General features: G+C 66.0%; 19 protein-coding genes. 10 read left to right on the top strand and 9 right to left on the bottom strand.

What is annotated here, in order from left to right; translation table 11 throughout:
- Positions 1–642 precede the first annotated feature (642 nt).
- A complete protein-coding gene (locus CBW24_RS10155; RefSeq protein ID WP_097373518.1) occupies positions 643–1,833 on the bottom strand; it encodes a phosphoglycerate kinase in 1,191 nt (396 codons plus the stop codon).
- Positions 1,834–2,246: 413 nt separating this feature from the next.
- Between CBW24_RS10155 and CBW24_RS10150 the strand changes: the two genes are divergently transcribed.
- The gene (locus CBW24_RS10150) at positions 2,247–2,747 is read left to right on the top strand and encodes a peptidylprolyl isomerase (protein WP_088661739.1); all 501 of its coding nucleotides are present in this window, start codon (positions 2,247–2,249) and stop codon (positions 2,745–2,747) included.
- Positions 2,740–3,357 carry a peptidylprolyl isomerase gene (locus tag CBW24_RS10145; RefSeq protein WP_232529686.1) on the top strand — a complete coding sequence of 206 codons (618 nt, stop codon included), beginning with the start codon at positions 2,740–2,742 and terminating at the stop codon, positions 3,355–3,357. The genes CBW24_RS10150 and CBW24_RS10145 overlap by 8 nt, the downstream gene beginning before the upstream one ends.
- Before the next feature lie 88 nt (positions 3,358–3,445).
- On the opposite strand, the gene CBW24_RS10140 is transcribed toward CBW24_RS10145, so the two are convergent.
- A complete protein-coding gene (locus tag CBW24_RS10140) occupies positions 3,446–4,465 on the bottom strand; it encodes a site-specific tyrosine recombinase XerD (RefSeq protein ID WP_097373517.1) in 1,020 nt (339 codons plus the stop codon).
- On the bottom strand, positions 4,462–6,042 hold the full coding sequence (locus tag CBW24_RS10135; RefSeq protein WP_232529684.1) for a hypothetical protein: 1,581 nt from the start codon (positions 6,040–6,042) through the stop codon (positions 4,462–4,464). The genes CBW24_RS10140 and CBW24_RS10135 overlap by 4 nt, the downstream gene beginning before the upstream one ends.
- Positions 6,043–6,312: 270 nt before the next feature.
- On the opposite strand from CBW24_RS10135, the gene CBW24_RS10125 reads away from it, so the two are divergent.
- The gene (locus tag CBW24_RS10125; protein WP_232529682.1) at positions 6,313–6,858 is read left to right on the top strand and encodes a shikimate kinase; all 546 of its coding nucleotides are present in this window, start codon (positions 6,313–6,315) and stop codon (positions 6,856–6,858) included.
- Complete coding sequence (gene aroB / locus CBW24_RS10120) at positions 6,858–8,003, top strand: 3-dehydroquinate synthase (protein WP_097373514.1); 1,146 nt, start codon at positions 6,858–6,860, stop codon at positions 8,001–8,003. The genes CBW24_RS10125 and aroB overlap by 1 nt, the downstream gene beginning before the upstream one ends.
- A 128-nt stretch (positions 8,004–8,131) precedes the next feature.
- On the opposite strand, the gene ssb is transcribed toward aroB, so the two are convergent.
- Complete coding sequence (ssb, locus tag CBW24_RS10115; protein ID WP_097373513.1) at positions 8,132–8,653, bottom strand: single-stranded DNA-binding protein; 522 nt, start codon at positions 8,651–8,653, stop codon at positions 8,132–8,134.
- 206 nt (positions 8,654–8,859) lie between these two features.
- On the opposite strand from ssb, the gene CBW24_RS10110 reads away from it, so the two are divergent.
- The 3 genes from CBW24_RS10110 to CBW24_RS10100 all read left to right on the top strand — a co-directional run bounded on the left by CBW24_RS10110 (position 8,860) and on the right by CBW24_RS10100 (position 11,491).
- Positions 8,860–9,390, top strand: a complete 531-nt coding sequence (locus CBW24_RS10110; protein WP_097373512.1) for a cytochrome b/b6 domain-containing protein — start codon at positions 8,860–8,862, stop codon at positions 9,388–9,390.
- 220 nt (positions 9,391–9,610) lie between these two features.
- Entirely contained in the window at positions 9,611–10,177 is a 567-nt protein-coding gene (locus tag CBW24_RS10105) for a lytic transglycosylase domain-containing protein (protein ID WP_232530312.1), read from the top strand.
- Positions 10,178–10,363: 186 nt separating this feature from the next.
- Positions 10,364–11,491, top strand: coding sequence for an AI-2E family transporter (locus tag CBW24_RS10100; RefSeq protein WP_157773194.1), 1,128 nt, complete (start codon positions 10,364–10,366; stop codon positions 11,489–11,491).
- Here CBW24_RS10100 and CBW24_RS10095 read toward each other — a convergent pair.
- Positions 11,470–12,060 (bottom strand): D-galactarate dehydratase, encoded by a 591-nt coding sequence (locus CBW24_RS10095; protein WP_232529680.1) that lies wholly within the window; start codon positions 12,058–12,060, stop codon positions 11,470–11,472. The genes CBW24_RS10100 and CBW24_RS10095 overlap by 22 nt on opposite strands.
- A gap of 121 nt (positions 12,061–12,181) precedes the next feature.
- Between CBW24_RS10095 and moaA the strand changes: the two genes are divergently transcribed.
- The 3 genes from moaA to CBW24_RS10080 all read left to right on the top strand — a co-directional run bounded on the left by moaA (position 12,182) and on the right by CBW24_RS10080 (position 14,308).
- Positions 12,182–13,252, top strand: a complete 1,071-nt coding sequence (gene moaA, locus CBW24_RS10090) for a GTP 3',8-cyclase MoaA (RefSeq protein WP_097374198.1) — start codon at positions 12,182–12,184, stop codon at positions 13,250–13,252.
- Positions 13,253–13,371: 119 nt separating this feature from the next.
- A complete protein-coding gene (locus CBW24_RS10085) occupies positions 13,372–13,755 on the top strand; it encodes an NADH:ubiquinone oxidoreductase subunit NDUFA12 (RefSeq protein WP_097373510.1) in 384 nt (127 codons plus the stop codon).
- A gap of 175 nt (positions 13,756–13,930) precedes the next feature.
- Positions 13,931–14,308, top strand: coding sequence for a DUF2155 domain-containing protein (locus CBW24_RS10080; protein ID WP_088661753.1), 378 nt, complete (start codon positions 13,931–13,933; stop codon positions 14,306–14,308).
- Here CBW24_RS10080 and aat read toward each other — a convergent pair.
- From aat to rpoD, 4 genes are all read right to left on the bottom strand, one after another.
- The gene (gene aat, locus CBW24_RS10075) at positions 14,272–14,922 is read right to left on the bottom strand and encodes a leucyl/phenylalanyl-tRNA--protein transferase (RefSeq protein ID WP_097373509.1); all 651 of its coding nucleotides are present in this window, start codon (positions 14,920–14,922) and stop codon (positions 14,272–14,274) included. The genes CBW24_RS10080 and aat overlap by 37 nt on opposite strands.
- Before the next feature lie 64 nt (positions 14,923–14,986).
- Positions 14,987–15,448, bottom strand: a complete 462-nt coding sequence (locus CBW24_RS10070; RefSeq protein ID WP_097373508.1) for a hypothetical protein — start codon at positions 15,446–15,448, stop codon at positions 14,987–14,989.
- Positions 15,449–15,710: 262 nt separating this feature from the next.
- On the bottom strand, positions 15,711–17,270 hold the full coding sequence (gene rmuC / locus CBW24_RS10065) for a DNA recombination protein RmuC (protein ID WP_097373507.1): 1,560 nt from the start codon (positions 17,268–17,270) through the stop codon (positions 15,711–15,713).
- Positions 17,271–17,428: 158 nt separating this feature from the next.
- Complete coding sequence (gene rpoD, locus CBW24_RS10060) at positions 17,429–19,432, bottom strand: RNA polymerase sigma factor RpoD (RefSeq protein WP_088661757.1); 2,004 nt, start codon at positions 19,430–19,432, stop codon at positions 17,429–17,431.
- Between the last annotated feature and the right edge of the window lie 102 nt (positions 19,433–19,534).

Below are 19,534 nucleotides of genomic sequence, written 5' to 3'. Positions count from 1 at the left end.
GCGCCTGCCCGTTCCGGCGGGCTGGCGCTTTAGAGGCTTACGCTGACCTTAAAGCGGGGAGGTATCTGGCTGGGATAAATCGCGCCGGTCAGCCGTGGCGGCGCCATCCCACGGGCAGGCTGGCGTGGTGCTTAACGGGCGGGCTGGCGTGGTGCTTAAGCGTTGGGCTGCGGAGCATCCTTAGAACGCAGCGCACCCGCCCGCGAATAAGGCCGAAGGCCGCGCGGGCGACCGCCTGCCCGTCCGGGCGGGCTGGCGCTTTGCCACCTCACGCTGACCTTAGAGCGGGGAGGTATTTGGCTAGGAGAAAGTGCGCCGCACAACCGTCGTGGCGCCATCCCACGGGCAGGCTGGCGTGGTGCTTAAGCGTTGGGCTGCGGAGCATCCTTAGAACGCAGCGCACCCGCCCGCGAATAAGGCCGAAGGCCGCGCGGGCGAGCGCCTGCCCGTTCCGGCGGGCTGGCGCTTTTAGAGGCTCACGCTGACCTTAGAGCGGGGAGGTATTTGGCTGGGATAAAGCACACCCGCTCAAGTGTCTCAGCGCCATCCCACGGGCAGGCTTGCGTGGTGCCTCAGGTGGCGGCGTGGCACTAGGGGCGGCTTGGATGACAAGTGCCCCTAATGCCCGCACCGCTTGTCGCGTTACGCGCCGAGCGCGGCGACGCCGGGCAGGGTCTTGCCTTCCATCCATTCGAGGAACGCGCCCCCGGCGGTGGAGATATAGGTGAAATCCTCTGCCGCGTCGGCCTTGTTGAGCGCGGCAACCGTGTCGCCACCGCCGGCGACGGAGATCAGGCGGCCTTCGCGCGTCATCTCGGCGGCCTGCTGGGCCGCAGCATTGGTGGCGGCGTCGAAGGGCGTGATTTCGAACGCGCCCAGCGGACCGTTCCAGATCAGCGTGCGGGCCTCGTCGAATGCGGCGGCGACGGCGGCGACGGTTTTAGGGCCCGCATCGAGGATCATCGCATCATCGGGGCAGAATTCGGCGTCCAGCACCTCATGCGCGGCATTGGCGGCAAATTCCCGCGCCACGACGATATCGACGGGCAGAATAATGCGGCAGCCCGCCTCGCGCGCACTGGCCATGATTTCCTGCGCCGTGCCCGTCATGTCGCGTTCGGCCAGCGAATTGCCGACGCTGTGACCCTTGGCGGCGAGGAAGGTGTTGGCCATGCCGCCGCCGATCACCAGCGTGTCGACCTTGGTCACGAGGTTGCCCAGCAGCTCCAGCTTGGTCGAAACCTTGGCCCCGCCGACCACCGCCACGACCGGGCGTTCCGGCGCGCCAAGGGCGGCTTCGAGCGCTTTCAGTTCGGCCTCCATCAGGCGACCGGCGCAGGAGGGCAGCAGCTGCGCGATGGCTTCGGTCGAGGCATGGGCCCGGTGCGCGGCGGAGAACGCATCGTTCACATAGACATCCCCCAGCGCGGCGAGGCTGGCGGCGAATTGCGGATCGTTCTTTTCCTCGCCCGCGTGAAACCGGGTGTTTTCCAGCAGCAGGACGGAGCCGGGCGCGAGATCGCTTGCCGCCTGTTTGGCCTTCAGTCCGATGCAATCGGTCGCGAAATAGACCGGGCAGGGCAGCGCGGCCTCCAGCGCGGGCATCACCTGCCGCAGCGACATGTCGGGCACGACCTGACCCTTCGGGCGGCCGAAATGGGCGAGCAGGACGGGCTTACCCCCCTGATCGAGGATCGCCTTCACCGTCGGCACGATCCGTTCGATCCGGGTGGCGTCGGTGACATGGCCATCCTCGACCGGCACGTTGATATCCACGCGGACAAGGCAGGTCTTGCCGCTCAGGTCCATGTCGTCGAGGGTCTTCCAAGCCATCAATGCGTCTCCTCTGGGCGCTTATATTCGGAACCCCGGCATGGGGGCCGGAGCGTTGCGCCCAGTTCGATCCGATCAGCGCGCCGGGGTCAAGGCGGCGGCGCGGGAGAGGCCGGGGCGGGCGGGGTGCCGCCCGTTGCGGTGGGGGCTGTGCAGGCGAGCGGTGGCGGGCGCGGTGCGGGCTTCGCGCGCGATGGCGCGGGGGCAAGGCGCGGTGCGGGCGTGTCGGCAACAGGGGGAGCGTGCGCCAAGCGTCCGGCCCATATTCGCGCCACTGCATTCTGCGGACCCGCTGTGCACAGAGGCCGCCGCGCAAGCAGGGCGCTGCGCATCTGCGGGCGGGGGCATCGCTGCTCTTTATCTTGCCGGGCGAAGCGCATAGGGTCCGGGCGACTGACATGAGGAGCCCACACATGGCCGAGATCAAGGATCCCGAAAACACCGTCATCATCGAGCTGAAAGGCGGCAATGTCGTCATCGAGCTGATGTCCGACGTCGCCCCCGAGCACTCCAAGCGGATGAAGGAATTGGCCCGCGCCGGTGCCTATGACGGCGTCATTTTCCACCGCGTCATCGATGGCTTCATGGCCCAGACCGGCGATGTGGCCAACGGCAAGGCGGGCGGCGACACGTCGCGCGCTGGCACCGGCGGCTCGGACCTGCCGGACCTGCCTGCCGAATTTTCCCGCCTGCCGCATGCCCGTGGCACGCTGGGCGCCGCGCGTTCGGCCAACCCGAATTCGGCCAACAGCCAGTTCTTCATCAACTTCAAGGACAACGATTTCCTGAACGGGCAATACACCGTCTACGGTCAGGTCATCGAAGGCATGGAGCATGTCGACGCGATCACCCGTGGCGAGCCGCCCGCGAACCCCGATCAGATGATTTCCGTCAAGGTGGCCGCCGATGTCTGAGGCCCGTCGCACACGCCGCGCGCTGATGGGCGGGCTGCTGGGTGTCGGGCTGGCCTTCGTATCCGGGTTCGCCCTGTTTTCCGGCGCCGAGGCGCAGGGGCAGGACGGGGCCGGTCCGAACCTTGTTCTGACCATCGGGGGCAGCACCACGGGCAGCATCACCATCGATCTGTTCGATGATGTGGCCCCGCAGCACGTCGCCAGGATCACCGAACTGGCCCGTGAAGGCGCCTATGACAACGTGGTGTTCCACCGCGTGATCGACGGCTTCATGGCGCAGACCGGCGATGTCGAATTTGGCAAGGCCGGGGGCGATACCGCCCGTGCCGGCATGGGCGGCTCATCGAAGCCCGATCTGGCGGCCGAGTTTTCGGACCGGCCGTTCGTGCGCGGCACCGTCGGCATGGCCCGTTCGGCCAGCCCCGACAGCGCCAACAGCCAGTTCTTCATCATGTTCGACGCGGCACCGCACCTGAATGGCGGCTACACCGTCGTCGGGCAGGTCGTCGACGGCATGAATGTGGTCGATGCCATCAAGAAGGGCGACCAGCGTCAGAACGGCGCGGTCTCGCAGCCCGATATGATCACGAAGGCCACGGTTCAGCCGTGACTTTCCCGGTCCGGGGCGACGCGCGCGCGTCGCCCCGGACTGCTTCCCCCCTCAGATACCGTATGAACTTTGAGGGATGGGGCGCCGTTTAGACGGTTCCGGTCCCGTCCTGTGCGTCGGTTTCTACGTCGGCTGCGTCGGGTTGCGGCGCGGGCTCCGCGGGCGGGTGCGAGAGGGGATGGTGTTGCAGCACCAGCGCCTTTAGCCGTTCGTCGAGCACATGGGTGTAGATTTCGGTGGTCGAAATATCGGCATGGCCGAGCAAGGTCTGGATCGCGCGCAGATCCGCGCCGCCTTCCAGCAGATGCGTGGCAAAGGCGTGGCGCAGGGTGTGCGGCGTCACCTTGGCCGGGCTGACGCCCGCCTCGACGGCCAGTTCCTTGATCAGCAGATAGAACCGGTGGCGGGTGAGATGCCCGGCGGCCCCGTTCGACGGAAACAGGAAGCGGGACGCGGGCACGCCTTTCGCACGGGCGGCATCCTCGGCCTCGTCGCGGGCGGTGAGCCAGCCGCTGAGCGCGGCGCGGGCTGGCGGGGAGAGAGGCACCAGCCGTTCCTTGCCGCCCTTGCCCCGGATCAGCAGCATACGCGGATCGCCCCGCGCCGCGCCGACCGGCAGCGACACCAGTTCGCTAACCCGCATCCCTGTGGCGTAGAGCAGTTGCATCATGCAGGCGTTGCGCGCGCGGTCGCGGGGGCTGCGCCCGGTGCGGGTGGCGGCGTCGAGCAACTGGTCGATTTCGTCGTGGGTCAGGGTCTTAGGCAGCGCCTTGGTCCGGCCCGGTCCCTTGATCCGCAGGGCGGGATGATCGGCGCGCCAGCCTTCCTCGAAGCCGAAGCGGAACAGTTGTTTCAGCGCCGAAAGCCGCCGGGCGCGGGTGCTGCTGGCCAGTCCCTGTGCCTCGCAATGGATCAGGTAATCCTCAACGTCGGTCCGGGTCGCGGTGGCGAAGCCGCTGTTCTGATCGGCGAGCCATTCGGCGGCGTCCTTCAGATCCCGGCCATAGGCCAGCAAGGTGTTCTGCGCGGCGTCGAGTTCGGCGGCCTGCGCTTCGAGAAAGGCGGAAATCCAGCGATGATCGGGGACGGGGCGGGGGGCGTCGCTCATGCGTCGGGCCCGGTCAGCAGCAATTGCAGCGCGGCGCTGCGGGCGACACGCTCATGGCCCAGCCGGTGCAGCACGGCGATGGCGGTGGCGATGTCGGAGGGGTCGCCCCCGGCGCCATTGTCAAAAAGGTGCAGCGCCTGCAACACGGCTTCGCCGGTCAGCCCGTCCTCCAGCAGCATGGGGAAGGGCTGGCGCAGTTCGGTGTCGCGGTTGAACCCGTCCTGAATGGCGCGGCTGAGCGTCGTCGTCGCGGGCACATCCGCCGGGGTGCCACGGGCCAGCGCCAGCAAGAACCGGGTGGTGTCGGCCAGTCCTTCGGGGATCGGGGGCAGCGGGGCTTCGGGGCTGTCGGGGATGCCGATCCGGTCCAGCGCGACGGCCTCGTAGGCGGTGGAGAGCAGGCCGATGCGGAACGCCATTTCGCCCGCCGGTCCGGGCAGATGATGGTGCATCAGCGCCGCGCCGAAAAGTTCCGCGAACGGCACCTCCAGCCCGCTGGCGCGCATGGCGTCCCATGCGGGTTCCAGCGCCAACGCGATGTCCCGGGGCACGCCTGCCTGAAGCGCGGCATCCAGCCGTTGCACGGTGCCCACCCGGTCCCACAGCCCGCCAGAGGCCGCAGGCGCCCGTTCGGTCCAGATGCCGAGCAGCGCATTGGGGTCGAGCGCGCCGCGCCGGGCCAGCCGCTCTGCCGCTTCGATCCGGGCCTTCCAGCCGGAATTGCCGCGCAGATCGGAATGGGCAAAAGCCACGGGCAGGGCAGAGGTTGGGACCGGCTCGCCGATCGCCTCGAACATGCGGAAGGTCAGCGGCGAGGGGCGCAGCGGGCGGGGCAGGGGCGGCAGGTTTTCAAACAGTTCGGGATCGAGGAACCGCGACAGCAGCGCATCCTCGCCTTCGGCCAACTGTCCCAGCGCCTCCGCCGTGCCCAGCGTCAGGGCCGCGGCGGGCCAATCCCCGGTCCGCGCAAGGCAGAAGATTCGCGCCGGGAACGAGGGCGCGATACCGGGCGTGCGGCGCATCCGGGCGCAGGCCTGATCCTCCTGCCCGGTCAAAAGCGCCACGTCGAAGGCGCGTTGAAATACATCCGGGTCGACCACATCGGCGCGGGCCAAGAGGGCTGCGGCCTCCTCCAGCGCGCCACGGGCCAGCAGCGCGTCGATCCGCGTCTCATAGAGCAGACCCGGCGGATCGATTCCCGCAGGCGGCGTCAGGCTGGTCAGGAGGATCGTCCGAAACAGCGCCTGCACCGCCGGAAGCGGTTCGGCGGGCATGCTGCGGATAAGCTCCATGATGCGCTCAGGCTCGGACCCGGCCCAGAAATCCCGGCTGAGCCCCGACACATTGGGTGAAAACAGCCCCACCGCATCGGGGGCGGGCGCGCCCAAGGGCCGCACCGTCACATCGGCGGGGAGCGCATTGTCGGAAATCGGTGCCTCATGCGGGCGCGCGGCGACGACCGGGGTCGCCACGGAATTCGACAGCCAGTCGATTACGGAAAGCGGCTCATCGCGCTGCTGTGCGGCAGCGGGGAACGCCATTTGCAGCGCGCAGAGCGCCGCTGCGAGACGTTTCAATCCCCGTTGGTCAGTCCACATCGAGCGTAACAGGCTCCGTAACTTCGGTCTGGCTTGGCGTCAGATCGCCCAGATAGGCGAAGCCGATAAGCGCCAGTCCGCCCAGAATAACAAGGATCAACAATAACTTGATAAGCTTGCCCATAGGTGCTGCCCCAAATCCTTTCCGCCTCTCGCGTGCGATTTCTTTCTGTTTATATATGGCAATTCCGGCGAGTTCACGCCATTCAGAGGCGCAAATTTTTGTTAGGCAGGATGGTGCCGTTGCAGATGCGGCTCAAAAAGACGGTGGTGCTGGTCGGAATGATGGGCGCAGGCAAGACCGCGGTGGGCACCGTGCTTGCCAAGCGTCTGGCTGTGCCGTTCCTCGACAGCGACGCCGCAATCGAAAAAGCGGCGAATATGTCGATTGCGGAAATTTTCGCCCGCGACGGCGAGGGATTTTTTCGCGCCAAGGAAAGTCAGGTGATTTCGCGGCTGCTGGATGACGAACGCGGCATCCTGTCCACGGGGGGCGGCGCGTTTCTGTCCGAGGCCAACCGCGAAATGATTTCCGAGCGCGGGGTTTCCGTTCTTCTCGATGCCGATGAGGATCTGCTGTGGAACCGGGTGCGCCACAAAGACAGCCGCCCGCTGCTGCGCACCGCCGATCCGCGCCGCACTTTGCAAGATCTGATCGCCAAGCGTGGCCCGATATATGCGCAGGCCGATCTGAAGGTGCGCGCCTTGCCGCATTATGCCGTGACCGACACCGCCGAGAAGGTGATCGAAGCGCTGTTGACCCGTCCTGACGTCTTGGAACTTGAGGAGGCCTGATGGCTGATCTGTCCACATCCTTTGCCCGCCGCGATGTGGCCGTGCCGCTGGAGGGACGCGCCTATGAGGTGCGTATCGGAGCCGGGCTGATCGCGCAGGCGGCGGAGCATATCGCGCCGCTGCTGGCCCGGCCCCGTGTGGCGGTGATCACGGATGAGAATGTCGCGCAGGCGCATCTGGCCGCGTTGACCGAAGGGTTGGAGGCGGCGGGCATCACGGTGACGTCGCTGGCGCTGCCACCGGGCGAATCGACGAAAGGGTGGGAGCAGTTTTCCCATGCGGTCGAATGGCTCATCGCGCAAAAGGTCGAGCGCCGCGATGTGGTGATCGCGCTTGGCGGCGGTGTCATTGGCGATCTGGTGGGGTTTGCGGCGGCAGTGCTGCGGCGGGGTGTGCGTTTTGTGCAGATCCCAACCTCGCTTCTGGCCCAGGTGGACAGTTCCGTCGGCGGCAAGACCGGTATCAATTCCACGCTTGGCAAGAACCTGATCGGCGCGTTTCATCAGCCCGCGCTGGTGCTGGCCGATATCGCCGCGCTCGACACGTTGCCGGACCGGGACTTCCGGTCGGGCTATGGCGAAGTGGTGAAATACGGGCTGCTGGGCGATGCGGCGTTTTTCGACTGGCTGGAGCAGAACGGCCCCGCGATGCTGGCCGGCGACCGCGCCGCGCGGCTGCATGCCGTGGCCCGTTCGGTTGAAATGAAGGCCGAAATCGTGGTGCGCGACGAGACCGAGCAGGGCGACCGCGCGCTGCTGAACCTTGGCCATACCTTCTGTCACGCGCTGGAGAAGGCGACGGGCTATTCCGACCGTCTGCTGCATGGCGAGGGGGTGGCGATTGGGTGTGCCTTGGCGTTCGAGCTGTCCTCCCGGCTGGGTCTGTGCCCGCAGGAGGAGCCCTCCCGCATCCGGGCCCATCTGACCGCGATGGGCATGAAGACCGACCTTGCCGACATTCCCGGCGAATTGCCGGATGCGGAGGCGCTGCTGGATCTGATGGGGCAGGACAAGAAGGTGATCGACGGTCAGCTGCGCTTTATCCTTGCGCGCGGGATCGGGCAGGCTTTCGTCACCTCGGACGTGCCGCGCGATGTGGTGCGGACGGTGCTGGACGACGCGCTGGCGCGTCCGCGTCAGGCCTGAGCGCAGCCGCGCGCCGCCCGGGCCCGCGGGGGGCGCGTTCGCGTTCGAGCCGAAGCAGTCGATAGAAAAAGGCCGCGCCGGGGATGTCCCGCGCGGCCTTTCTTATGCGTCGTAAGGGCCGGGTTGGCTTAGAACGGGATCTCGTCGTCGAGATCGCTGCTGGGGGAGCCGCCACCGGAGCCACCGCCGTAACCGCCGCTGGAGCCACCGCCATAGCCACCGGAGGGACCGCCGCGATCATCGGGGTAGCCGCCGCCGGAGCTACCACCGTAGTTGCCACCGCCGGAGCCGCCGTCATTGCGCCCGTCGAGCAGGGTCAGTTCGCCACGGTAGGGACGCAGCACCACCTCGGTGGAATAGCGGTCCTGACCGGACTGGTCCTGCCATTTGCGGGTTTCCAACTGGCCTTCGATATAGACCTTCGAGCCCTTGCGCAGATACTGCTCCGCGATCCGGGCGAGCGGCTCGGAGAAGATCGCGACCGAATGCCATTCGGTCTTCTCGCGGCGCTCGCCGGTGTTGCGATCCTTCCAGTTTTCAGAGGTCGCGATCCGCAGGTTGCAGACCTTGCCGCCATTCTGGAAGGTCCGCACCTCGGGATCGCGGCCCAGATTGCCGACGATGATTACCTTGTTCACCGATCCTGCCATGTCGCTCCCCGTGGCTGTGTTCGTGCTGATGATCGTGCATCTGCCGGATCCGTCGAATCCGGCTGCTGAAGTTCTAGGGTTACACCACCCCGCCGGGATGAAGGAAAGGTGAATTCTGGCCTTCCCCGCCGTCGTCGGTCAGGATCGGCGGACTGCACCGCGCGCATAAAGGCGCGGGGCCGGAGAGCGAGGGGAGCACGCAACCAATGCGCAGGGGGCAGGGGATCAGGGTCTGGGACCCGGTGGTGCGGCTGTTTCACTGGTCGCTGGTGGCCGGGTTCACGGCCAATGCGTTTTTCACCGATGACGACGGCGCGCCGCATCGCTGGGTGGGCTATGGCGTGGTCGGGCTGGTGGTGATCCGGGTGATCTGGGGGCTGATCGGCACCCGGCACGCGCGGTTCAGCGATTTCCCGCCCTCTGCCCGTGCCGCGATGGGGCAGGTGCGCGATGAGTTGGCAGGCCGGGTGCAGCGCCATCTGGGCCATACGCCCCTGGGGGCGCTGATGATCTACAATCTGCTGGCGACGATGCTGGCGCTGGGGCTGAGCGGCTGGGGGATGACCGTGGGCGGCGAAGATCTGCGCGACGCCGCCGAGGAGGCGCATGAGGCGCTGGTGATCTGGGCGCAGTTCTGCGTGGTCCTGCATATCGCGGCTGTGATCTGGGAAAGCCGCAAGACAGGCGTGAACCTTGTCAGCGCGATGATTACTGGGCGCAAGCACCTGCGCAAGTGAGCCTGCGTTGCGCGGGCCCATGCGCCACCCCCCCCCGAACAGGGGGGCGGCAGAGCGCGCGCGGGTCTGGATCACCGGGGTTTTTCGGGTATAGTTAAACGGTCGTGGCCGCTGGCGGCTTAGATCGCCGGGCCCGCACGGGACAGTGTTGGGGACAGATATCATGATGTATCGGAGATCGGGCCGCGCCCTGCGCGTGGCCGTGTTGATGACCGCGGGGATGGTTCTGGGAACGACGGTGGATGTCAGGCCGGTGCAGGCCGAAACCACGGTTTCGTCGAAATCGCGCGCGCGGCTCTTTTCGACGCAGACACGGCTTCTCGACAGTCGCGCGTCATCGCAATACGCGGCGTCGGTGCGGCTGCAACCGCCGACCATCCGCACCCCGTCGAAGACCTCCGGCCCGGCCTATGTCGGCAAATATAACGGGCCATACCTGTCGATGGCCAAGGCCGCAGCCCGGCGGCATGGCATCCCCGAGGATCTGTTTGCCCGGTTGGTGCAGCAGGAAAGCGGCTGGAATTCCGGCGCACGGTCGCACAAGGGCGCGATGGGGCTGGCGCAGTTGATGCCCGCCACGGCGCGCAAGCTGGGCGTCGACCCCAACGACCCGCACCAGAATCTGGACGGGGGCGCGCGGTATCTGAAGGCGATGTATGACCGCTATGGCAGCTGGAAGCTGGCGCTAGCGGCCTATAATGCCGGGCCGGGTGCGGTGGACAAGCATGGCGGCGTGCCGCCCTACCGCGAGACCCGCAACTATGTGAAGGTGATCTGGGGCAGCTAAGCCCCGCTCACCCGGCGCCTCGTTCATTCGGCGCCCCGTTAGCCCGGCACTCGGTTCAATCGGCACCCTGTTCACCTGCCACCCCTGTCCCTGCCTGTCCCCACGGTAAGCCGCCTGCGGGGCGTGGCGGAGGAACTGTGTCTTTGCACTGCACGTTCCCTTGGCAGAAGCAGACAGGCGGGCCCCGTGACGAAACTTATCCATGACGATCACCCGGCGGTGCGCTGGGCGCTATACCTTATCGCGATTGTGGTGGTGGTGACCGCGCTCGACCTGCTCGAAGATATCGTGGCGCCGCTGACGCTGGCGCTGGTGGTGGGGATCGTGCTGGCGCCCTTGGCCGATATGCTGGAACGCATCGGCGTGCCGCCCGCTGTCACCGCGTTGCTGAGCCTTGTCTTTGCGCTGACGGGGGTGGCGGCGCTGGTGCTGCTGGTGCAGCCCTTCGTCGGGGATCTGCTGACCCGTGGCTCCAGCTTCTGGTTCGAGGCGCGCGACACGATCCGGTCGATGCAGTCGATCCTGACCGGCCTGACCGAAGTCACCAAGGAAGTGACCGAAGCCATCGCGCCCGGGGACACCCCGGCGCAAGGCGCGGATATGGCGGAGCAGGTCGAATTGCCGACCGTGACCGACGCGCTGCTTTACGCCCCGGCCTTTGCCGCGCAGACGCTGGTCTTTGCCGGGTCGCTGTTCTTTTTCCTGCTGTCGCGTCACCAGCTATATCAGTGGGGGGCGAAGCTGCCGGGGCCGGTCTCGGTCGAAGGTTTGCAAAAAGCCGAATATCGGGTGTCGCGCTATTTCATCGCCGTGACCACGATCAACGCGGTGTTCGGCGTGCTGGTCGCGGCGGCGCTGATGGCCATCGGCATGCCGTCGGCGTGGCTTTGGGGGCTTTGCGCGTTTTTGATGAACTTCATCCTCTACCTCGGGCCGTTGATCACCGCCGGGGTGCTGATCGTGGCCGGGATGATGGTGTTCGATGGCGCGATGAGCTTTGCCCCCGCCGCGATCTATGTGACGCTGAACATGTGCGAAGGTCAGTTCGTGACGCCCACGGTTCTGGGGCGGCATATGCGGGTCAATCCGCTGCTGCTGTTTCTGTCGCTGATTTTCTGGCTGTGGCTCTGGGGGCCGATTGGCGGGTTCGTCGCGATCCCGCTGATCGTCTGGGCGATGGCGGTCCATCAGGAACGCCATCACGGTCATGAGCAGGTCGATCCGGCCTATCTGACGGAGGAGGAGCGCGCCGCGCGTGACGGCGACGCCCCGGTGTCAGAAACGCAGGGCGATCAGGCCGCGCCGCCGCTGTAAACTTCCAGCTCAGGCAGGTCGGTCAGCGGCAGGCCAAGTGCGCGGAAGGCCGGCAGGGAAATCTGCGTGCCAGCGCCCGGCTCAGCATCCATGGGGCGCAGTTCAACCTTGACCGACGCGCCCGACGGCGCATGGACCAGCCGCCCCTGCGTGGCCGATTTCACCAGCGGCGTGACCGCCCAGAAGCCGGGATCGGTGGGCGAGCCCAGCGACCCGATGGAGGTGCCGAGCAGTTTTTCGCCGCCCGCGCTGGAGGTGTCGGTGGCTGCGGCACGTTCCTCGGCGCTGGTGGTGTCGAACTGCTCCACCGTGGTCGCCCCGGCGGAGGGCGGCGGGGCGGCGGGCGCGTTGGGCACCAGCGAGGTGGCGGGCGTGGCATCCGCGGCGGCGGGGGTGCCGGGCGCGGATTTCGGGGTCATTTGCGCGTCGGTGCAGGCCGCGAGCGTCAGCGCGGTCGCGGCCATCAGCAGCGCGCTGCGCCGGCCCAGGGCCGGGGCAGGGCGCGACAGGCCACCATTTGCGACAATAGGGCGAAGCGGGGCGGGGGCGATGCGATGCTCTGTGTTCATGGGATCAGAATTATCCCGAAATCCGCCCGCATCAATGGCGCAATGCGACCTTCGCATCAAAGCTTCGTGCCGAGCCTTGCCGCGCGGCGGACACGCGCATAGGTTTCGCGGTATGACCCATATGCCCAAAGATCCGTACGCCGCGACCGGCACCGCCACTGTCAGTGCGCAGGACAGCGGCGCCGCGCCTGCGCCGCTGATCGATCCGTTCGCACGGGCGATCACCTATCTGCGGGTTTCCGTGACCGACCGCTGCGATTTTCGCTGTGTCTACTGCATGTCCGAAAACATGAACTTCCTGCCGAAGAAGGAGCTTCTGACGCTGGAAGAACTGGACGCCATGTCCACGGCCTTTGTCCGGCTGGGCGTGCGCAAGCTGCGCATCACCGGCGGCGAGCCTTTGGTGCGCAAGGGCATCATGACCTACTTTCAGGCCATGTCGCGGCATCTGGACAGCGGGGCGCTGGATGAACTGACGCTCACTACCAATGGCAGCCAACTGGAACGGTTTGCCGCCGATCTGGCGGCCTGCGGTGTGCGCCGGGTCAACATTTCGCTCGACACGCTGGACGAGGCCAAATTCGCCCGTGTCACCCGCTGGGGCCGGTTGCCGCAGGTGCTGCGCGGGATCGATGCGGCGCAGCAGGCCGGGCTGCGGGTCAAGATCAATACCGTCGCGCTGAAAGGCTTCAACGAGGACGAATTGTTCGCCTTGCAGGCATGGTGCGCCGAGCGCGACATGGACCTGACGTTCATCGAGGTCATGCCGATGGGCGATCTGGGCAATGAGGACCGGATCGGCCAATATTGGTCGCTCACCGATTTGCAGGCCCGGTTGGCGGAACGGTTTACCGTGACCGAACTGGCAGAGCGTTCGGGCGGGCCTGCGCGCTATGTCCGGCTGGAAGAAACCGGGCAGAAGCTGGGCTTTATCACGCCGCTCACCCATAATTTCTGCGAAAGCTGCAACCGGGTGCGCCTGACCTGCACCGGCGAGCTTTACATGTGTCTGGGGCAGGAGGACATGGCCGACCTGCGCGCGCCGCTGCGCGCCCGGCCCGACGACGCCGCGCATCTGGAACAGGCGATCCGCGCCGCGATCCGGCTGAAGCCCAAGGGCCATGATTTCGACTATTCCCGGCAGGAGGTCGCAGGCCAGATGACGCGCCACATGTCCCATACCGGCGGCTAAGCGCGCGTGGCGGTGCGGGCGCGGGATTTTCCGCGATTTCGCGCCATGCCCACGGGTCTGGCCACTGGACCTCGGCGCGTAACTGGTCCATATCTCGACCCGAATAACGGAGGTCCCCGATGGGCATCATGAACTCGCTGCTGCGCGCCGTGACCTGGTGGAACGGCCAGACGCTCAACACCCAGCTCTTTACATGGCGCAAGGGCAATAAGGTGGGCGAGGATTCCCAAGGCAACATCTTCTACCGCAATGCCGACGATTCCAAACGCTGGGTCATCTATAACGGCGAGGCCGAAGCCAGCCGCGTCGATCCCGACTGGCATGGCTGGCTGCACCGGACATGGGACACGCCGCCCACCGAAGCCCCGCTGAAGCATAAGCCGTGGGAAAAGCCGCATCAGGAAAACCTGACCGGCACCCCGTTGGCCTATGCGCCCGTCGGATCGATCCGCCGGGTGCAGCCTGCGCCCCGCGACGATTACGAAGCTTGGACCCCGGAATAAGCATCGTCCTTGGACCTGCGGACAGACCGTCCGGCGGTCCTGATGGCATGGCGATGCGGCGGGGCTGCGGCATTTTTGCCTGACGTCGCTGCCGGTGGAACGGACCTGCCCGGCCTGCGTTGCTGTTTCGACCGGTGCGGTATCGCGCCTGTTGTTGCCCGATCTGGAGTATCCGATGCGCCCGACCCATGCCCTTCGCCTTGCCGCCACTGCCCTGCTGCTGACCTGTGCCGCGCCGCTTGCCGCCCAGCAGGCCGCCAGCCCGGCACCCGGCGCGGTTCTGCGCGGGCTCGACAAAGTGTCGGGCGATTTCGTCGATATCACGCTGCAAAACGGGGAGACGGCGGCGATGGGCCGTCTGCGCATCACCCTGTCAGAATGTCGCTATCCCACGGATAACCCGGCCTCGGACGCGTTTGCCTATTTGGGGATCATCGACACCACGGTGAGCGATCCGATCTTTGAAGGCTGGATGCTGGCCTCGTCGCCCGCGCTCAACGCGCTGGATCACGCGCGCTATGACGTGTGGGTGTTGCGCTGCACCAGTTCCTGACCTGAGGGCATGGGGCCGGGCAGGTTGAACTGCGCCGGTTGATCCAGTGCCGCACCCAGCAGGGTCAGATAGCGGCTGCGGGGGATTTCCTGCGCCCCGAGCGACGCCAGATGCGGTGTGATGAACTGTGTGTCGAACAGCATAAAACCGCCCCGGCGCAAGCGATCCACCAGATAGGCCAGCGCCACCTTTGACGCATCGCGGCGGCGCGAGAACATGCTTTCCCCAAAGAACGCAGCGCCAAGCGTCACGCCGTAGACGCCCCCGGCCAGCCTGTCACCGTCGTAGACCTCGAGCGAATGGGCGTGGCCGCTGGCATGGAGCGCGCTGTAGAGCGCCCGGATCGGACCATTGATCCACGTCTCATCGCGGGCGGCGCAGCCCTCGACCACCGCGTCGAAATCCCGGTCGGTGGTGATCGTGAACAGATCGCGGCGCAGGGTGCGCGCGAGCGAGCGGGAGATATGAAACCCGTCGAGCGGGATGATCCCGCGTCGGCGCGGCTCGACCCAGAAAATCTCGGGATCGTCGCGGCCTTCGGCCATGGGAAAGATGCCCGACGCATAGCCCTGCAACAGCAGTTCCGGCGTCAGACCCTGATCTATGCCGTCCATACTTATCCCCCGGCCAACCCCAGCCGTTTCCCGCCGCCTGTTCCCAGCGTCACTGTGATCCGCGTCAGTTCAGCGGCGCGCTGGAATGGCCTTCGCGGCACAGCGATTGGCCATGGGCGACGGAGCGTGCGGTGCCTTCGACGGTGGGGGTCAGAAACACGCCCGGCGAGCTGGGCGCCGTGGCCGACAGGGTGAACCCGACCGACATCTGGCCCGCTGCATCGATGCCCAGCGGACGGTTCACCACCACCCGGTCGGTGCCGCGCGCGCCCAGACGAAAGCGGGCATATTGCGCAGCGGCGCAGAAATATTCCTGTTTGCCCGCGCGGGCGGGGATGCGCACGGTGATATCATCCGCCCCGCCGGTGACGATGGAGCCGGTGGTGGTGACCCATGCCGCCGCGGGCGTGGCGCCAAGGGCCAGCGCGACGAGCAGCGCACCGCCGCCCAAAGCCCGGCGCAGGACGCGCAGGGCAGGCTTGGCGGGCGAACGGGTCAGCGAGCGGGGGGTCAATGCGGTCACCATGATGAAATCCTCATACGCGGGGCATAGCGCCGACACGCGGCGGCCCGACAGGTGTTTCAGGTTAGGCGGGGTGGCGTGGCGCGCGCACCCCGAAAAGACGTTGCTTGCCAATGGGGCAAGCGCCCGAATGCACGGTGCGTGCCGTGGGATCCGGGCTATTACGTTCAGGTTAGCAGCAGGACCGCCGCGGGGAAAGACGCCGCAGCAGGGGCAGGCTAGCTTTGCCCGCGTGCGGCCATCGCAAAGCGGCTTGCCGGGCGGCTCACTCGGCGGGCTCATGGGCGGGACGGGGCAGGGCGCGGGAGGTACCGTCCCCTGCGATCTGGTCCGCGCCGGTGTCATTCACGCCGCCAGTGTCATCGGTGCCACTGGTGTCATCGTCATCCTCGGCCGGGTCGAAGGCCACGGGGATCGCCTTCGATGTCTTGGCGCCCATCTTCTTGAGCTTATCGACCTGACCCAGCAGGTTGCCGGAGCCCGAAGACAGCTGCCCCATCGCATCGGAATGCGCCCGCGCGGCGGTGTCGAGCGCGGTGCCGACCTTTTCCATATTGGTGACGAAGCCCACGACCTTGTCGTGCAGCAGACCGGCGCGGCGGGCGATGTCCTCGGCATTGCTTTCGCGGCGCTCGACCGTCCAGATGTGATCGACGGTGCGCAGCGTGACCATTAGTGTGGTGGGCGTCATCACTCCGATCCCGCGCGACACCGCATAGGCGGTCAGGTCGCCTTGGGTGCGCAGGGCTTCTGACAGTGCGCCTTCGATCGGCATGAACATCAGCACATAATCGACCGACCCATCGTCAAGCCGGTGATAACCCTTGTCGGCCAGCGTATCGATATGGCGGCGCACGGCGGTGACGTGATCGCGCAGATGACGGGCGCGGTCTTCGTCCGTTTCGGCGTTCACGGCGGCCTCATAGGCGATCAACGACACTTTCGAGTCGATCACCAGACATTTGCCGCGTGGCATCTTTACCACCACGTCGGGGCGCCACATCTTACCATGTTCGTCGCGTTGGCTGTTTTGAGTTTCGTAATGAGTTCCGCGCTCTAGACCGGATTCTTCAAGTATCCGTTCAAGTATCATCTCCCCCCAGGCACCTTGGCGCTGCTTCTCGCCCTTGAGCGCGCGGGTCAGGTTTTCGGCCTCCGTGCGGATCAGGTCGGAACGTTCGGTCAGGGTGCGGATCTGCTCGCTCAGGCGGGTGCGCTCCTGATCGGTCGCCTTGTGCACGCCGCGCAACTCATTTTCGAACCGGCTGACATGCTCGCGGAAGGGGGTCAGCAATTCGGTCAGCTTTTCGGTATGCGCCTTCGAGAAATCCTCGCCCGTGCGGCGCAGGGTTGCCGTGGCCAGCTGCTCGAATTTCTGGCTCATCTCCTCGCGCAGTTCCTTCATGGCGGTCAGTTCCCGCTGGGCGGAGGCGAGCTTCCCGTCCGTATCGGCGCGCAGGGCGGCGTGATCGGAGCGCAGGGCGTAAAGCTGCTGTTGCACGGCATCCCGCGCGGCGGCGACAGCATCGCGTTCCTCGGCCAGTTCCGCGCGGGTCTCCACCACATGTTGCAGCGAGGTGCGCAGCCGCGCGGCCTCCTGCCCCAAGGTGGCGTGGGTGGCGTTCAGCGCGTCATGACGGCTTCGCGCTTCGGCGGTTTCCTTGCGGGCGGTCTCGAGGTCGCGGCCCGTCCGTTCGATGTCCGCCTGTGCAGCGCGGATTTCTTCGCGGGCAGAGCGTAGCGCACCGCGGCCTTGCAAAAAGAGAACGAAAAAGAGCACAGCCGCGCCGATGGCGGCCATGAGATACAGATCGGGCTGGGACATCGGACCTCCGTCAGGTTGTGGGGATGTTCACGTTTTCTTCCCAGAAGGTCAACCCGTCAGCGGCGCGCGGCGCGCGACCACGGCAGGGGCGTGCCGATGGGCTGATACGCAAACGCCCGGCACGGTGGCCGGGCGCTGCACGTCACAAGGCGGATGCCTTATTGGTCGAGGAAGCTGCGCAATTTGCGCGAGCGGCTGGGATGCTTCAGCTTCCGCAGGGCCTTGGCTTCGATCTGACGGATCCGTTCGCGGGTGACGCTGAACTGCTGGCCGACTTCCTCCAGCGTGTGGTCGGTGTTCATGCCGATGCCAAACCGCATCCGCAGCACACGTTCCTCACGCGGGGTGAGCGACGACAGCACGCGGGTCGTGGTTTCCTTCAGGTTTTCCTGAATGGCGGAATCCAGCGGCAGGATCGCGTTCTTGTCTTCGATGAAATCGCCAAGCTGGCTGTCTTCCTCGTCGCCGATGGGCGTTTCGAGGGAGATCGGCTCCTTGGCGATCTTCATCACCTTGCGGACCTTTTCGAGCGGCATTTGCAGCTTCTCGGCCAGTTCTTCGGGCGTCGGTTCGCGACCGATCTCGTGCAGCATCTGGCGGCCCGTGCGGACCAGCTTGTTGATCGTTTCGATCATATGCACCGGGATACGGATGGTGCGCGCCTGATCTGCGATCGACCGGGTGATCGCCTGTCGAATCCACCATGTCGCGTAGGTCGAGAACTTGTAACCGCGGCGATACTCGAACTTATCCACGGCCTTCATCAGGCCGATATTGCCCTCTTGGATGAGGTCGAGAAATTGCAGACCGCGGTTGGTGTATTTCTTGGCGATGGAGATCACGAGGCGCAGGTTGGCCTCGACCATTTCCTTCTTGGCCTGACGGGCTTCTTTCTCGCCCTTCTGGACTTGCTGCACGATGCGGCGGAATTCAGAGATGTCGACGCCGACATACTGCCCCACCTGCGCCATTTCGGAGCGCAGTTCGGTGACCTTTGCATCCGAGCGGTCGAACAGGGCCTGCCAGCCGCGACCGGGCTGCTGCTTCATCCGGTCAACCCAGCCGGGATCAAGCTCGTAGCCGCGATAGCTGTCGATGAATTCGCGGCGGTTGATGCGAGCCTGATCGGCCAGTTTCACCATCGCGCTGTCGATCGACATGATGCGGCGGTTGATGCCGTAAAGCTGGTCGATCAGGGCTTCGATACGGTTGTTGTGCAGGTGCAGTTCGTTGACCAGCAGCACCATTTCGGAGCGCAGTTTCTGATACTTGGCTTCCGCCGCTTCGGTGAACGAGCCATCCTCGTTCAGCGTCGCGGACATCCGCAGATCCTGCATCTCGGCCAGTTGGCCATAATCGCTGGCGATCCGGTCGAGCGTTTCCAGCACGCGCGGTTTCAGAGCGGCTTCCATAGCGGCAAGCGACATGTTCGCCTGCTCGTCATCGTCGTCGTCGTCATCCTTGGCGATGGGATTGCCGTCGGCGTCGAGTTCGGTCTGGTCACCGCCGCGCCCTTCGGGGCGGGCGGGTTTCTCGGCGGGTTTGAGCGCCTCGACGACCGGCTCGGCTTCGCCGGCATCCTCGTCATCATCGACACCGCCGCCGAACGTCGCTTCAAGGTCGATGACATCGCGCAGAAGGATGTCTTCGGACAGAAGTTCGTCGCGCCAGATCGTGATGGCCTGGAAGGTCAGCGGGCTTTCGCAGAGCCCGGCGATCATGGTGTTGCGACCGGCCTCGATCCGCTTGGCGATGGCGATCTCGCCCTCGCGGCTCAGCAGTTCGACGGACCCCATTTCGCGCAGATACATGCGCACCGGGTCATCGGTGCGGTCGAGCTTCTCGCTCTCGCCGGAAGACACGGCCACGTCACGGGCGGAGGACGCCTCGACCACGGCGGTCGAGCCTTTGCTGTCGTCGTCTTCGGCTTCGTCGTTTTCGATGACGTTGATGCCCATTTCGGAGAGCATCGACATCACGTCTTCGATTTGTTCCGACGACACCTGATCGGGCGGAAGCACCTGATTGAGCTGATCGTAGGTGATATACCCGCGCTCTTTGGCCTCCGCGATCATCTTCTTGACGGCGGCCTGGCTCATGTCGAGCATCGGCTCGTTTTCGGTGTCCTCGCTTTTGCGGTCGTCCGTGTCTTTGGCGGCCATGCAAAGCTCCTTGCTGGGGGAGGCTGATTCGCGGATGCGGATGTGATCCGAATCAATACCGCGAATCGCGCCGGATTCCACCCGGTTGACGGTAAACTCTTG

It is taken from the genome of Pacificitalea manganoxidans, assembly GCF_002504165.1.
Classification (GTDB): Bacteria; Pseudomonadota; Alphaproteobacteria; order Rhodobacterales; family Rhodobacteraceae; genus Pacificitalea; species Pacificitalea manganoxidans.
The sequence above is the reverse complement of the archived record's forward strand: the minus strand, read 5'-3'. Positions and strand labels throughout refer to the sequence as shown.